The sequence below is a fragment of the Methylobacterium sp. GXS13 genome (genome assembly GCF_001455965.1).
GTDB lineage: Bacteria > Pseudomonadota > Alphaproteobacteria > Rhizobiales > Beijerinckiaceae > Methylobacterium.
This window is the reverse complement of sequence record NZ_LKKO01000036.1, coordinates 128,814-143,078: the sequence shown is the minus strand read 5'-3', so window position 1 is coordinate 143,078 and position 14,265 is coordinate 128,814. Positions and strand designations below refer to the sequence as shown.

12 protein-coding genes and 1 other RNA gene are annotated in these 14,265 nt (G+C 70.4%); 8 read left to right on the top strand and 5 right to left on the bottom strand.

Annotated features, from left to right (window positions below; all coding sequences use genetic code 11):
* Nucleotides 1–11: 11 nt before the first annotated feature.
* The gene (locus tag AO398_RS13790; RefSeq protein WP_152997522.1) at nt 12–836 is read left to right on the top strand and encodes a metal ABC transporter permease; all 825 of its coding nucleotides are present in this window, start codon (nt 12–14) and stop codon (nt 834–836) included.
* Here the strand turns inward: AO398_RS13790 and AO398_RS13785 are convergent, their stop codons facing one another.
* Genes AO398_RS13785 through AO398_RS13775 form a run of 3 tightly spaced genes read right to left on the bottom strand, consistent with a single transcriptional unit; the run spans nt 837 to nt 3,564 of the window.
* The gene (locus tag AO398_RS13785) at nt 837–1,700 is read right to left on the bottom strand and encodes an SDR family oxidoreductase (protein WP_058192680.1); all 864 of its coding nucleotides are present in this window, start codon (nt 1,698–1,700) and stop codon (nt 837–839) included.
* Entirely contained in the window at nt 1,697–2,842 is a 1,146-nt protein-coding gene (gene queG / locus AO398_RS13780; RefSeq protein ID WP_082643278.1) for a tRNA epoxyqueuosine(34) reductase QueG, read from the bottom strand. Before queG ends, AO398_RS13785 begins: the two co-directional genes overlap by 4 nt.
* A gap of 29 nt (nt 2,843–2,871) precedes the next feature.
* Nucleotides 2,872–3,564, bottom strand: a complete 693-nt coding sequence (locus tag AO398_RS13775; protein WP_058192679.1) for a glutathione S-transferase family protein — start codon at nt 3,562–3,564, stop codon at nt 2,872–2,874.
* Between the two features lie 255 nt (nt 3,565–3,819).
* On the opposite strand from AO398_RS13775, the gene AO398_RS13770 reads away from it, so the two are divergent.
* The 4 genes from AO398_RS13770 to AO398_RS13755 all read left to right on the top strand — a co-directional run bounded on the left by AO398_RS13770 (nt 3,820) and on the right by AO398_RS13755 (nt 8,349).
* On the top strand, nt 3,820–4,623 hold the full coding sequence (locus AO398_RS13770; protein WP_058192678.1) for an undecaprenyl-diphosphate phosphatase: 804 nt from the start codon (nt 3,820–3,822) through the stop codon (nt 4,621–4,623).
* A 96-nt stretch (nt 4,624–4,719) separates the two neighbouring features.
* Entirely contained in the window at nt 4,720–6,600 is a 1,881-nt protein-coding gene (locus tag AO398_RS13765) for a methylmalonyl-CoA mutase family protein (RefSeq protein ID WP_058192677.1), read from the top strand.
* A gap of 535 nt (nt 6,601–7,135) precedes the next feature.
* Nucleotides 7,136–7,582 (top strand): hypothetical protein, encoded by a 447-nt coding sequence (locus AO398_RS13760; protein ID WP_058192757.1) that lies wholly within the window; start codon nt 7,136–7,138, stop codon nt 7,580–7,582.
* A gap of 47 nt (nt 7,583–7,629) precedes the next feature.
* Entirely contained in the window at nt 7,630–8,349 is a 720-nt protein-coding gene (locus tag AO398_RS13755) for a glutathione S-transferase (RefSeq protein ID WP_058192676.1), read from the top strand.
* Between the two features lie 66 nt (nt 8,350–8,415).
* Here AO398_RS13755 and AO398_RS13750 read toward each other — a convergent pair whose 3' ends face one another.
* Nucleotides 8,416–10,158 carry a bifunctional protein-serine/threonine kinase/phosphatase gene (locus AO398_RS13750; RefSeq protein ID WP_058192675.1) on the bottom strand — a complete coding sequence of 581 codons (1,743 nt, stop codon included), beginning with the start codon at nt 10,156–10,158 and terminating at the stop codon, nt 8,416–8,418.
* Entirely contained in the window at nt 10,155–11,693 is a 1,539-nt protein-coding gene (locus AO398_RS13745) for a YifB family Mg chelatase-like AAA ATPase (RefSeq protein WP_058192674.1), read from the bottom strand. Before AO398_RS13745 ends, AO398_RS13750 begins: the two co-directional genes overlap by 4 nt.
* Before the next feature lie 157 nt (nt 11,694–11,850).
* Between AO398_RS13745 and AO398_RS13740 the strand changes: the two genes are divergently transcribed.
* From AO398_RS13740 to AO398_RS13735, 3 genes are all read left to right on the top strand, one after another.
* Nucleotides 11,851–12,111: a PepSY domain-containing protein gene (locus AO398_RS13740; protein ID WP_058192673.1), complete on the top strand. Its 261-nt coding sequence runs from the start codon at nt 11,851–11,853 to the stop codon at nt 12,109–12,111.
* A gap of 41 nt (nt 12,112–12,152) precedes the next feature.
* Nucleotides 12,153–12,251, top strand: an RNA gene (ffs, locus tag AO398_RS27515) — signal recognition particle sRNA small type.
* A gap of 35 nt (nt 12,252–12,286) precedes the next feature.
* Nucleotides 12,287–14,185 (top strand): DNA polymerase III subunit gamma/tau, encoded by a 1,899-nt coding sequence (locus AO398_RS13735; protein WP_058192672.1) that lies wholly within the window; start codon nt 12,287–12,289, stop codon nt 14,183–14,185.
* Nucleotides 14,186–14,265: the final 80 nt, after the last annotated feature.

Below are 14,265 nucleotides of genomic sequence, written 5' to 3'. Positions count from 1 at the left end.
AGTTCGGCTTCATGCGCCGTGCCCTGGCGGGCTGCCTGGCGCTGTCGGTCTCGGCGCCGCCGGTCGGGGTATTCCTGACCCTGCGCCGGATGAGCCTGATGAGCGACGCGATGAGCCACGCGATCCTGCCCGGCGCGGCGGCGGGATTTCTCGTCGCCGGCCTGTCGCTGCCGGCCATGACCCTCGGCGGCCTAGTGGCCGGCTTGGCGGTGGCGCTGCTCGCCGGAGCGGTCACCCGGGCCACCGTGGTGCGCGAGGATGCCAACCTCGCGGCGTTCTACCTGATCTCGCTCGCCGGCGGCGTGCTGCTCGTGTCGTTGCGCGGTTCGCAGATCGACCTGATGCACTTCCTGTTCGGCTCGGTCCTGGCCCTCGACGATGCTGCTTTGATCCTGCTCGGCGGCATCAGCACGCTGACGCTGGTGGCGCTAGCCGCCATCTACCGGCCGCTGGTGATGGAATGCGTCGATCCGCTGTTCCTGCGCACGGTGAGCCGCAGCGGCGGCCCGGTCCACCTCGCCTTCCTGGCGCTGGTGGTTGTGAACCTCGTGGGCGGCTTCCAGGCGCTGGGGACCTTGCTGGCGGTCGGCCTGATGCTGCTGCCTGCGGTGGCGGCCCGGTTCTGGGCGCGCGACCTCGGCGGCCTGATCCCGGTCTCGATGCTGATCGCTGCGATTGCGAGCGTGACGGGCCTCAGCCTGTCCTACCACTTCGACCTGCCGAGCGGCCCGGCCATCGTGCTGGCCGCCGGGGCGCTCTACCTCGTCTCGATGCTGGCCGGACCGCGGGGCGGCCTGCTCCGCCGCCTCATCCGGCCGCGCCACCTCGAAGCCTGATCAGGCCTGGTCCTTGAGCGCGGCGAGCCCCTCGCGATAGGTCGGATAGGCGAGTGTGACGCCGAGTTCGTCCCGGATCAGCTGGTTCCGCACGCGCTTGTTCTCGCCGTAGAAGCTGCGCGCCATCGGAGACAGGTCGGCGGTCTCGAAATTGATCTCGGGCGGCAGCGGCAGGTTGGCGAGCGAAGCGGCGTGCTCTGTCACGGTCTGGGGCGGCGTCGGCTCGTCGTCGGTGACGTTGTAGACCGCGCCTGGCCGGGGCCGATCCAGCGAGGCCAGCAGCGTCGTGGCGATGTCGTCGACATGGATGCGGTTGAAGACCTGCCCCGCCTTCACGATCCGCTGCGAGCGGCCCTCGCGCAGCTTCACGATCGGGTTGCGCCCCGGGCCGTAGATCCCGGACAGCCGGAACACCTGCACGGCCTTCCCGGTCCGGGCGCCCAAATCGAACCAGGCCGCCTCGGCCTCGACCCGGATCCGAGACCGGGCGCTGCGCGGCGCGGCCGGCGTGGTCTCGTCGATCCAGGCGCCGCCCTGGTCGCCGTAGACGCCGATGGTGGAGAGGTAGCCGATCCAGCCGATCCGGCTCGCCGCGATCGCCTCCGCGTAGCGCCGCAGCACCGGGTCGCCCTGCTCGGAGGGCGGTGCCGAGACGAGGAGCACGTCGGTGTCGGCGAGGTCGTCCGCGATCTGGGGATCGTCGGCCTCCGGCCCGAAGGCGCGCACCGTGAAGCCGCTCTCGGCAGCCAGCCGCGCGGCAGCCGCCGGATCGGTGACGGTGGCCCGCACAGTCTGGAAGCGGTCACGCGCCCGCTCGGCGAAACGGCGGCCGGTGAAGCCAAGCCCGAAGATGAAAAGGTTCATGCCGCGGATGTCTCGCCGGCCCGGGTCTCCGTCAAGGCGGTGGCGGCGATCCACTCGTCGCGCACGTGCGAATCTGTCTCGGCCGGTGCGTGCCGGCGATGCAGCGCCTGCACGGCGCCCGGCGTCAGGAGCCGGCCGCAGGCCCAGACCGCCATGCCACGCACCAGGGGCGAGTTGTCCTCCAGCCGCGCGATCGCCGATGCGGCGAGGTGCGGATCGCCGGAATTGCCCACCGCGATCATCACGTTGCGCAGAAACCGGTCCCGGCCGGTGCGTTTCACCGGCGTCCCGGCGAAGAATTTCCGGAAGGATACGTCGTCCAATTCGGCGAGATCGGCCAAGGCTGGGGCCTCGAGATCGGCCCGGGCGGCGAGCCGGGCATCGGCGGCGGTGCGGGCGAACTTGTTCCACGGGCAGACGGCGAGGCAGTCGTCGCAGCCGAACACGCGGTTGCCGATCGCCGTCCGGAATTCTTCCGCGATCGGCCCGGCATGCTCGATGGTCAGGTACGAGATGCAGCGACGGGCATCGAGGCGGTAGGGTGCGGGGAACGCGTCGGTCGGGCAGATCTCGAGGCAGGCCCGACAGGAGCCGCAATGGCCGCGCCCGGGTTCGTCCGGCTCGAACTCGGCGCTGGTGTAGATCGCCCCGAGCAGTAGCCAGTTGCCGTGCTCGCGGGACAGCAGCACCGTGTGCTTGCCCTGCCAGCCGAGGCCGGCGGCCTCGGCGAGCGTCTTCTCCATCACCGGCGCGGTGTCGCAAAAGACCTTCACCCGGACGTCGCCCTTGGCGGACAGGTAGCCGCCGAGTTCCTTGAGCTTGCCCTTCAACACTTCGTGATAGTCGCGCCGCCTGGCGTAGGCGGCGACGGCGCCACGATCCGTTCGGGTCACAAGCTCGAGCGGATCGTCGTCCGGGCGGTAGCTCATGGCGAGCACCAGGATGCTGCGCAGGCCCGGCCACAGGCCGACCGGGCTGGCGCGCTGATCGGCGCGCTCTTCCATCCAGTCCATCGTGCCGTGAGCGCCGTCTTCGAGCCACGCCGTCAGCCGGCCGGGCAGGTCCGGCAGGCGGTCGGGCCGGGTGATCCGCAGCCCGCAGAAGCCGAGATGCTGCGCCCGCGCCTCGACGAGGCGACGCAGCTCAGCGCCGAAATAGGTCCGTCTCGGGTTCAGAAATCCAGATCCGCGTAATGGGCCGCCGGCGGCATGCCAGCCACCCGGTCGGCCAGCAGCCCCCGGAACGAGGGCCGCGACTTGACCCGAGCATACCAGTTGCGCGCCATCTCGTCCTCGTCCCACGGGACATCGCCCAGGTAGTCGGCGCAGGAGAGGTGGGCGGCCGCCGCCAGATCGGCATAGGTCAGGTTGTCGCCGGCGAGCCAGCGCCGCCGCGCGATCAGGTAGCCGATGTATTTGAGGTGGTAGCGCACGTTGGTGCGCGCCGCCCGGATCGCGTTCATGTCCGGCGGTCCGCCGCCCTCGTGGGACGACATGAAGCGCTTCGAGATCTTCTCGTTGACCAGGTAGCCGGTCACCTCGGAGTCGAACTTGATCAGGAACCAGTCGAGCAGGCGCCGGACCTCGACGCGCTCGACCGTGTCGTCGGGCAGCATCCGGCGTCCCGAGAGGCCGAGCCCGCGCGTCTCGTCGAGGTATTCGGCGATGACCCCGGCCCCCGGCACCACGAGACCGGTCTGCTCCAGCAGCACGGGCGTGGAGCCTGCCGGATTGATCAGCAGGAAGTCGTCCCGGCGCTCCCAGGGGCGCTCCTCGAACAGCGTCGGTTCCAGGCCCATCTCGGCCAGGACGAGACGGATGAACCGAGAGTTCGCGCAGAAGGGGAAGTGGTAGAGGGTCGCCATTGAGGCCGTCAGGACTGCTCGGTCTGACGGCGCGGCCAGTCCCGCGCCGGTCGTCGGCCCAGGCGCGCAGGTCTTCGGCGCGCAGGACTTCAGAGCGAGCGTTATTGCTCGATCGTTGCCGAGCCCTTAACACGCGCTGCCTGTTCCGGTAACTGCCCGTCAACCCTGATGGGCGAAGCCTCCGGGCGCAATTTTCCCATGGTCCGCGGCGCGCTCACGAGGAGCGGTCGTGCGCCCGCGGCGCGAGGCTCGACAATGGATCCGGCAAGCATCGGCAAGGCGGTCCTGCTCGCCCTGGTGGAGGGCGCGACCGAGTTCATCCCAGTCTCATCCACCGGCCACCAGCTGCTGGTCGGCCACTTCATCGGGTTCCACTCGCCCAACAACACCTTCGAGGTGCTGATCCAGCTCGGAGCGATCCTGGCGATCCTGGCGGTGTATTTCCGCCGGCTGATCGGCATCGCCACGGCGCTGCCGACAAATCCGCAGGCTCGCCGCTTCGTGATCGGCATCCTGGTGGCGTTCCTGCCGGCCGCCATCATCGGCGGGCTCTTCTCGAAGGTGATCAAGGCCTACCTGTTCAACCCATGGATCGTCTGTGCGACTCTGGTGGCGGGCGGCTTGGTGCTTCTCGTCCTCGACGACACCGACCTCGAGGTGAAGAAGACCGACGTCTACGACTTCACCCTGCCGATGGACCTGAAGATCGGCATCTTCCAGTGCCTCGCCATGATCCCCGGCGTCTCGCGCTCGGGCGCCACGATCGTCGGCGCGATGCTGATGGGCGCCGACAAGCGCTCCGCCACCGAGTTCTCGTTCTACCTGGCGATGCCGACCATGGCGGGCGCCTTCGCCAAGGACCTGTTCGACAACTACAAATACCTGTCGCGCGACGATGTCGGCCTGATCGTGATCGGCTTCATCGTGTCGTTCATCTCGGCCCTGTTCGTGGTCCGCGTGCTGCTCGACTACGTATCGCGCCACGGGTTCCGGCTGTTCGCCTGGTGGCGGATCATTGTCGGTGCCCTGGGCTTCGCCGGGCTGATCATCCTCGGATAACAATCCTCAGCCCTCGGGCGATTGCCTCCGGCCGAGCGGCATGCGACGCACGTCCCTGAAAGCGGTGCACAAGACGCCGCGCCCAGGGACGTTCCGATGGAAGACACACAGCTCGCCGACCTGTTCGAGCCCGCCGACCGGGCGCGCTGGCTCGGCCTCGTGGACAATGTCCTGAAGGGCGCCGATTTCGAGAAGCGGCTGGTCTCCCGGACGAGCGACGGCCTGCGGATCGAGCCGCTCTATCCCCGGGCCGAGCCGACCGCCCAACCCTTCCGCGAGCCGGGGCCCTGGCGGGTTTCCCAGCGGGTCGACCACCCCGAGATCGCCGCCGCCAACGCGCAGGCGATGACCGACCTCGAAGGCGGCGCCGACGCGCTCGCACTCGTGTTTGCCGGCTCAGCCGCCGCCCGGGGCTACGGCCTGACCGCCGGCAGCGTCGCGGATCTCGACGCCGTGCTGAAGGGCGTGATGCTGCCGCTGATCAGCCTGCGCCTCGATGCCGGCGCGCGCGGTCTCGAAGTCGCCGGCCTGGTGAAGGGCCTGGCGGCGCACCGGGGCGAGGACCTGTCCAGCTACAATCTCGACCTCGGCATCGATCCGGTCGGCACGCTGGCCGCCACCGGCAGCCTCGGCGCGGTCTGGAGCGAGATCGCCCCGCGGCTGGCCGCCACCGTGTCGGACCTCGAAGCGGCGGGCTTCACCGGCCGGGCTTTCGTGGCCGACGGCCGCCCCTATCACGAGGCCGGGGCCGGCGAGGCAGCGGAGCTGGCCGCCGTGCTCGCCACCGCGGTCACCTACCTGCGCGGCCTGGAAGCGGCCGGCCACGACCTCGCCACAGCCCGCGACCGGATCTCGGTGCTGGTCGCCGCCGATGCCGACGAGTTCGTGACGGTGGCGAAGTTCCGCGCCCTGCGCCGGCTCTGGGCCCGGATCGAGCAGGCCTGCGGTCTGGAGCCGAAGCCCCTGCGCCTCCACGCCGAGACCGCGTGGCGGATGATGACCCGGCGCGATCCGTTCGTGAACATCCTGCGCACCGGCATGGCCGCCGCCTCGGCCGGTATGGGCGGGGCCGATACCGTCACGGTGCTGCCCTACACCCAGGCGCTCGGCTTGCCCGACGCCTTTGCCAGACGGGTGGCGCGCAACAGCCAGATCGTCCTGCTCGAAGAATCGCACCTCGCCCGGGTCAGCGATCCCGCAGCCGGTGCGGGCGGGTTCGAGACCCTGACCGCCCAGCTTGCCGAGGCGGCCTGGGAGGCCTTCCAGGCGATCGAGGCCGAGGGCGGCATCGTCGCCTCGCTCAGCGTCGGCAAGCTGCAGCGGCGCATCGAGGCCACCCGCGAGGCCCGGGCCAAGGCGGTGGCGACCCGCCGAGAGCCCCTGACCGGCGCGAGCGAGTTCCCGAATCTCGCCGAGAAGCCGGTCACGGTGCTCGACGTGAAACCGGTGACTGCCGGCCCCAGCTCGAATTTCGGCTCGGGCTCGGCGGTGGCCTGCGATGCGCTCCCGTCGATCCGTCTGGCGGAGCCCTTCGAGGCGTTGCGCGACGCCTCCGACGCCTACCTCGCCAAGACCGGCCGCCGACCGGCCGTGTTCCTCGCCAATCTCGGCTCCGTCTCGGCGTTCAACGCCCGGGCGACCTTCGCGGCGAACGCCTTCGCCGCCGGCGGCATCGAGGCCGTGTCGAACGACGGCTTCACCGATCCGGCTGCCCTCGCGGGGGCTTTCAAGGAGTCCGGCGCCGCGCTCGCCTGCATCTGCTCCACCGATAAGATCTATGCCGATCATGCGGTGCCGGCCGCCGAAGCCCTGAATCAGGCGGGCGCCGGAACGATCTATCTTGCCGGCAAACCGACGGATCTTCTGGATCCGCTGAAGGCCGCTGGCGTGCACGCTTTCTTGCACGCCGGCTGCGACTTGGTGGCCCTGCTCAACGGCGCCCTTCGCGCCGCCATGCGGCCTTCCCCGAAGAACTGAGACGACCGCGAACCCGCCTGCCCCGACCGTCGCCATGATCCGACACCGTTTCGGGCGGCTGATCGGGGCAAGCTGATCCTCGGATCTTCTATCCTCGCGACGGCCCTGCTGCGGGGCGTCCCGATCCCGGGTCGGTTCGACGGCACGTGGAGCGTCGAGAACCGCACGAAGGCCTGCGCATGCGACCCGGTGCGAATCGAGGACAGCCAAGCGCGGTTCGTCGGAACCGCTTTTGTCGTGCAGGGCAACGATGCCGGAAACGGCGGGGTACGCGGCACGATCGCCAGCGGCATCGCCGCCATCGCGGACGGCGCCGGCCGCCTCGGCTCGACCGGTTCGGGACCGGCACCTGGGTCGCCTCCGGCGCCGACGCATGCCGCGGCGGCGGGCGGCCTGAGCGCCGCCGCTGACCCCGTCGTGAAATGGTCCGTCTCTTGCCCGAGATCGGGCGGATGCAGTCTTCCCTCAGCCCCGATCCCGACGCAATCATGAGGGAATGCTGAACGCCGTTCGGACACCCGACGAGGCCGCCCGCATGAAGTCCACGATCCTCGCCACTTTCGCCGTCCTCACGCTGGTTTCCACGGCGCAGGCCCGTCCCCACCACCACCCCCCCCCTCCCGCCGTGAATCAGGCGGAGGCTGAGAAGATCCTGGCCCCGTTGCGGCAGGCGGCGACGGAATGCTTCGCCGAGACCGTGCTGGCCAACCCCAAGGCGACCGCCGAGGCCCGGGCCGGCCATTGGTACGAGGCGGTGGGCATCACCGGCTTCCTGTGCCGCCCGGAGGTCGCCGCGATGATCCAGGCCCATGACCGGATCTACGGTGCCAAGACCGGCGAGCGCTACTTCAAGGGCGCCTACGTCAAGCACCTCGACCAGCAGCTCGCCGAGCATCTGCAGCCGATGCTGGCCCACAAGACGGTGGCCAGCGCCGAGCCGCCGCCCGAGAAGGCCACGGACGGTGACGCTCCGGCCAACTGAGCGGGAACCGCGCGCGGGCACGGCGTTGTCTCGGTCGAGGAGACACGATGCCCTACGAGCTGCATTACTGGCCGATGATCCAGGGGCGCGGCGAGTTCGTCCGCCTCGCCCTCGAGGAAGCCGGCGCCGACTACGTCGACGTGGCGCGCCAAGACAACGATGCCGGCGGCATCGAGCCGATGCTCGACCGCCTCGCCGATCCACACGATCCGCGCCCGCCCTTCGCACCGCCCTTCCTGCGCGATGGCGCCGTCATGATCGGCCAGACCGCAGCGATCCTGCTCTATCTCGGGCCCCGCCTCGGCCTCGTCGGCGACAGGGAAGCGGACCGGATCTGGACGCACCAGCTCCAGCTCACCATCGCGGATGCCGTGGACGAGGCCCACGACACCCATCACCCCCTCGGCGTGAGCCTGTACTACGCCGACCAGAAGCCGGAGGCGTTGCGCCGGGCGCAGGGGTTTTGCGCAGAGCGCATCCCCAAATTCCTGGGCTATTTCGAGCGCGTGCTGGAGGGGAACGGCGGCGAGCATCTGGTCGGCGCAACGCTGTCCTATGCCGACCTCTCCCTGTTCCAGCTCGTCGCCGGCCTGCGCTACGCCTTCCCGAAGGCCACCGCGGCGGTCCTGCGCGATACGCCCCGGGTCGCCCGTCTGCACGAGGCGGTGGCGCAGCGCCCGCGGATCGCCGCCTACTTGGGGAGCGAGCGGCGAATACCGTTCAACGAGGACGGGATCTTTCGCCGGTACCCGGAGCTCGACGGCTAGAGCATCATCCAGAACGGTGGCCGCGGGCTTTCGGAACCGATGATGCGGCGCAAGCCCGGCTCCACCTCATGGCGGCAGGTGGGCGACCAGGATCCCAGCGAGCCCGAGGGCGATGAGCCCCAGCACCAGCGACAGCAACCGCCAGAACAGCAGCGGGTCGCGCTCCAGCAACGCGGCGCGGCGCGTCTCGGTGAAGGCCGGGTTCGGGTGCCGAAGATCGTGAATGAATTCCGAGAGGGCTTGGTAGCGCCGGGCAGGATCGGGATGCACGGCCTTCCGGAGCGCCCCGTCGACCCAGGCCGGAAGCAGCGGCCGGGTCGTCCGGGCCGAGGCGTAGCGGAGCCTGCGCTGGGCCGCCCGGGTCAACGCCCGGGGCACCCGATCAACGTAGGGCAGCCGGCCGGTGAGCATCTGGTAGGCGATCACGCCCACCGCGAAGATATCCGCGCCGGCCGTGGACGGCTCGCCCAGAAAGCATTCGGGCGCGGTATACTGCACCGTCCCCAAAATCTCGGCGGCCTCGATCCGGGGATCGCCCTCCACCACCCCGGCCACCTTGGTGGCGCCGAAATCGATGACCTGGACGGTCCCGGCCCTGTCGATGAGCACGTTGTCGGGCCGCAGATCCTGATGGACCATCTCCCGGCGGTGGAAGGCCTGCACGCCCTTCGCCAGTTGCTCGATGAGGCCGCGCACCGCCTCCAGCTCGGGGGCCGCGTGGTCGCGCATCCACTGGGTCAGGGTCTGGCCCTCGACGTAGCGCATGACCGTGTAGAGGTGGCTGCGTCGGCGCGCCTGCGGATGGGCCTTGAGCACGTGCAGGCTGTCGATCCGCCGGGCGATCCATTCCTCCAGCGCGAAGCGCTTGCGCTGGGCCGGGTCGTCGCGCAGGTCGAGCGACAGGACTTTCAGCGCGACCGGGTCCCCCGTTTCCGCATCGATCGCCAGGTAGACCCGGCTGCGCGGCCCGGAATGCAGCGTGCGCAGCAGCCGGTATCCATCGAACTCGGCCGGCGGCTCGAGCAGCGGAGCCGGGTCGAGGCCCGCCACGCCGCCGAGCAGGTCGGCGGGATCGCCATCGGGCACGGCCTCGATCCGTACGATCTGGACAGTCAGATTGTCCGCGCTGCCAGCCTCGAACGCGGCCTGCACGATCGCCCGGGCGGCCGCATCGAGATCGCCCCCGGCCGCCGCGATCATCGCCACCACGTCCCGCGGGCGGACATGCTCGTGGACGCCATCGGTAGTCAGCACGAAGACGTCGCCGGCCTCGACGCGCACGGCATGGTAGTCGATCTCGACATGCCCGCCCGCCCCCAGGGCGCGCCCAAGATAGGATTCCGCCGCCGAGACCACGACGCGGTGATCCTCGGTGAGCTGTTCCAGCGACCGGCCGTCCACCCGCCAGATCCGCGCGTCGCCGACATGGAAGAGGTGTGCGGTGCGCGCCTTCAACACCAGCGCATCGAAGGTGGTGACGTAGCCCTTGTCCGGATCGTGCGGATCGCGCCCCCGTCGCGTCTGGGCGTAGAGCCAGGAATTCGTCGCCGCGATCACGCGCTGCGCCGAGGATTTCACCGACCACGTGTCGGGGGTGGCGTAGTAGTCGCTGAGGAAACTCTTGACCGCGGTCTCGCTCGCCAGCGCGCCGACCGCGCTGCTGCTGATCCCGTCGGCGACCGCCACCGCGATGCCTTTCAAGCCGAGGGCCGGCTGGGACGGCACCAGGGCGCCGTGGAAATCCTGGTTGGCCTCCTTCCGCCCGGCCGCGCTGGCCTGGCCGATCGTGACGATCAGGTCCGCACTCACGCGGCCGCCGCCGACGCGTCGCCCCGGCCGCGATAGGACAAGGCCTCGGCCAGATGCAGCCGGCGCACCTGCGCCTCGCCGTCGAGATCGGCGAGCGTGCGCGCAACCCGCAGGGTCCGGTGGAAGCCGCGGGCGGAGAGCCGCATGCTCTCGGCAGCCTGGCGGATCAGGGCCGTCCCCTCGGCATCGGGGCTCGCGACCTCCTCGATCAGCGTCGCCGGGCAGGTGGCATTGGTCGTGGCGGCCGGCAGGGCGCGGGCGGCGTAGCGCGCCGTCTGGAGGGTGCGGGCTGCCGCGACCCGGGCCGCGGCCTCCCGGGAGCCCTCGGCCGGCGGCGGCAGGATGAGGTCGGCGGCGGTGACCGCCGGCACCTCGATGCGCAGGTCGATCCGGTCGAGCATCGGCCCGGAGATCCGGGCCTGGTACTGCGCCATGCAGCGCGCGTTCGGCCCCCGCCGGCAGGCATAGCCCGGCTCCAGCCCCTGGCCGCAGCGGCACGGGTTCATGGCCGCCACGAGCTGAAAGCGCGCCGGATAGGTCACCCGGTGGTTCGCCCGGGCGATCATGACTTCCCCGGTCTCCATTGGTTGGCGCAGGCTGTCGAGCACCTGCGGGGTGAACTCCGGCAGCTCGTCGAGGAACAGCACGCCGCCATGGGCGAGCGACACTTCCCCGGGCCTGGCCCCGAGGCCACCGCCGACCAGCGCCGCCATGGAGGCGGAATGGTGCGGCTGCCGGAACGGCCGGCGGTTCGAGAGCGCCCCGTCCTTCAGCTCGCCCGCCACCGACTGGATCATCGAGATATCGAGCAATTCCCGGGGCGAGAGTGGCGGCAGGATCGAGGGCATCCGGGCCGCGAGCATCGATTTTCCGGAGCCGGGCGGCCCGTTCATCAGCAGGTTGTGACCGCCTGCCGCCGCAATCTCGAGGGCACGCTTGGCCCCCTCCTGGCCCTTGATGTCGGAGAGGTCCGGCAGCGGCCCCGCCTGACCGGCCACCGAGGGTTCCGGCCGGGCCATGACCTGGCTGCCCTTGAAGTGGTTGGCGAGCTGGATCAGCGAACGCGGAGCGAGCACGTCGAGATCGCCCCCGGCCCAGGCCGCCTCGGACCCGGTCGCGGCCGGGCAGATCAACCCGAGCCCGCGGGCTCCCGCCGCGATGGCCGCCGGCAGGACGCCGTTCACCGCCGTGATGCTGCCGTCCAGCGCCAGCTCGCCGAGCACGCAATAGCCGCCGAGGGCATCGGCCGGGATCGCCCCGATCGCCGCCATGACGCCGAGCGCGATCGGGAGATCGTAATGCGAGCCCTCCTTGGGCAGGTCGGCCGGGGCGAGGTTGACGGTGATGCGCTTGGCCGGCAGCGCCAGGCCGGAGGCGATCAGGGCACCGCGGACCCGCTCGCGCGATTCGGCAACCGCCTTGTCGGGCAGGCCGACCACGTTGAACACGACGTTGCCCGGGATGATCTGGACCTGCACGTCGACGGCCCGAGCCTCGATCCCTTCGAACGCGACGGTGGCAACGCGTGTGACCATAGGTCGGTAGTCCTGAGCCTCTGAGCCGAGGCGCTGCCGTGAGCAGCCTTAGCTGTGCGGGAAATTCGAAGCGCGCTCAAGAGGATCGCTGTTTTGTCGGAACCAGGACGCCGCGTTCCTGTTCAAAGCCGGCACGCCATACACACCGGAGATTGCCATGCGCCTTGCGACGTCCCTTCTCGCCCTCACCCTGGTCACGGGCCTCACCGCCACCGCCCGCGCGGACGAAAAACTCCCGCCCGATCAGCAGGCCAAGGTCGAGGCCATGCTGCGCCAGGAGGGCTTCACCAAGTGGAAGGAGATCGAGCTCGACGACGGCATGATCGAGGTGGACGATGCGATCGACGCGAACGGCAAGCAGTTCGACCTGAAGCTCGACCCGAAGACACTGGCGGTGGTGAAGCGCGAGGCCGAGTAGCCGGCGCTTGCGTTCGGCCAAGAGCCCGGCCATATAGCCGGCGGGGGGTTGGCGAGGGACGTTTCACTCGCCAACCGGGTCAGGTCCGGAAGGAAGCAGCCCTAACGAGACCGAGCGGGTCTTCGTCCAGCCTCCCACCTCAATTCCTGGCGCTCGGAAGCCCGACCCGACACGCATGGACGCTTCGACCGGCACGCCTGACGACGAGCCGGGCCTGCCCGGGTTCGCAAGCCCCGCCAGCGCGGCGACGCCCTATCGGGTGCTCGCGCGGAAATACCGCCCGACCAATTTCGGAGACCTGATCGGCCAGGACGCCATGGTGCGGACCCTGGCCAACGGGTTCGCGGCCAACCGCATCCCGCAGGCCTGGATGCTGACCGGCGTGCGCGGGGTCGGCAAGACCACCACGGCCCGTATCCTCGCCCGCGGCCTGAACTACGCCCGCGCCGGCGTCCCCGATACCGGCCCGACCGTGTCGATGCCGGAACTCGGCCTCCATTGTGCGGCGATCATGGAATCCCGGCACATGGACGTGCTGGAGATGGATGCCGCCTCGCATACCGGCATCGACGACGTGCGCGCGATCATCGACGGGATCCGCTACGGGCCGGTCTCTGCACGCTACAAAGTCTACATCGTCGACGAGGTCCACATGCTCTCCGAGAAGGCGTTCAACGCCTTCCTGAAGACGCTCGAGGAGCCGCCGCCGCACGCCAAGTTCGTGTTCGCCACAACGGAGATCCGCAAGGTCCCGGTGACGATCCTGTCACGCTGCCAGCGCTTCGATCTGCGCCGGGTCGAGGCGCCGATCCTGCACGCGCATCTCGCCAAGGTCTGCGCGGCGGAGAAGGTCGAGGCCGAGGACGAGGCGCTCGGCGCGATCGTGCGGGCGGCCGAAGGCTCGGTGCGCGATGCGCTCTCGCTGCTCGACCAAGCGATCGCCCACGGCGCCGGTGCGGTCACCGCCCAGAGCGTGCGCGACATGCTGGGACTCGCCGACCGAGCGCGCATTCTCGACCTGTTCGAGGCGGTGATGCGCGGCGCCGTCCCGGCGGCCTTCGCGGAATTGCGGGCGCAGTACGATTCGGGGGCCGACCCGTCGGTGGTCCTGTCCGACCTCGCCGCGTTCACGCATCTGGTCACCCGGCTCAAGGTCGTGCCCGAGACCGCCTCCGACCCGACGCTCAGCGAGACCGAGCGGGTGCGCGGCGGCCAGTTCGCCGAGAAGCTTTCGATCCGCGCCCTGTCGCGGGCCTGGCAGATCCTGTTGAAGGCGATTCCCGAAGTCCAGGCCGCGCCGCGTCCGTTGGCAGCGGCCGAGATGGCGATCGTGCGCCTCGCCTACGCAGCCGATCTGCCCACACCCGATGAGGCTTTGCGCCTGTTGAAGGCCGAGGCCGCCGCGGCGCCGATCGAGGAGGCCCCATCCTCCTCCGGTCGCCCGCCCCTGCCGCCGATTCCGGACCTGCGCGGCGGCGGCCAGACGGCGGCCGCCGTCGCGCCCCGTCCGATGCCGGTCGCTGCTCCGATGGCGTCCGCCGCGGCGGCCCCCATGCCCGCGCCCGTGGCGATGTCGGCGCCGGCCCCAACCCCGATGGCCGTCCCGTCGGAACGGCCGGCCGCACCGCCCGCACCGCGGCTCACCCGCTTCGAGGACGTCGTGGCCCTGGCCGACGCCAACCGCGACATCCTGCTGAAGACCGCGCTGGAGCGCGACGTCCACCTGGTTCGTTTCGAGGAAGGGCGGATCGAGTTTCGCCTGGCTCAGGGCGGCCGGTCGAGCCTGGCCACCGACATCGCCTCCGCGCTTCTGCGCTGGACCGGACAGCGCTGGGTCGTCTCGGTCTCGAAGGAAGAGGGTGCCCCGACCCTCGATGCCACCGTCAAGGCCGCAACCGAGACCCGCCGCGAGAACGCCGCCGCCGATCCGTTCGTGCGCGAGGTGCTGACGCGCTTTCCCGGCGCCGAGATCGTCGACGTGCGCGAGACCGCGCCCCCGCCGACCGCCGAACCGGCGATCATGGAGGACGGCGATCCGGTGCCGGCGGACGAGGTCCCGGACGACGACTTCTGAGGCGCAGGCGCGGCCGCACGTGGCGACGCGCCGACACCATCCCCATCTCCAGTGACCTTCACGCGACGAGAGAGAGCTGC

What these genes read in the sequence shown, in the direction of transcription:
- AO398_RS13790 (WP_152997522.1), top strand. Translation starts at nt 12, where the DNA reads ATGCGCCGTGCCCTGGCGGGCTGCCTGGCGCTGTCGGTCTCGGCGCCG.
- AO398_RS13785 (WP_058192680.1), bottom strand. Translation starts at nt 1,700, where the DNA reads ATGAACCTTTTCATCTTCGGGCTTGGCTTCACCGGCCGCCGTTTCGCC.
- AO398_RS13775 (WP_058192679.1), bottom strand. Translation starts at nt 3,564, where the DNA reads ATGGCGACCCTCTACCACTTCCCCTTCTGCGCGAACTCTCGGTTCATC.
- AO398_RS13770 (WP_058192678.1), top strand. Translation starts at nt 3,820, where the DNA reads ATGGATCCGGCAAGCATCGGCAAGGCGGTCCTGCTCGCCCTGGTGGAG.
- AO398_RS13765 (WP_058192677.1), top strand. Translation starts at nt 4,720, where the DNA reads ATGGAAGACACACAGCTCGCCGACCTGTTCGAGCCCGCCGACCGGGCG.
- AO398_RS13760 (WP_058192757.1), top strand. Translation starts at nt 7,136, where the DNA reads ATGAAGTCCACGATCCTCGCCACTTTCGCCGTCCTCACGCTGGTTTCC.
- AO398_RS13755 (WP_058192676.1), top strand. Translation starts at nt 7,630, where the DNA reads ATGCCCTACGAGCTGCATTACTGGCCGATGATCCAGGGGCGCGGCGAG.
- AO398_RS13745 (WP_058192674.1), bottom strand. Translation starts at nt 11,693, where the DNA reads ATGGTCACACGCGTTGCCACCGTCGCGTTCGAAGGGATCGAGGCTCGG.
- AO398_RS13740 (WP_058192673.1), top strand. Translation starts at nt 11,851, where the DNA reads ATGCGCCTTGCGACGTCCCTTCTCGCCCTCACCCTGGTCACGGGCCTC.
- AO398_RS13735 (WP_058192672.1), top strand. Translation starts at nt 12,287, where the DNA reads ATGGACGCTTCGACCGGCACGCCTGACGACGAGCCGGGCCTGCCCGGG.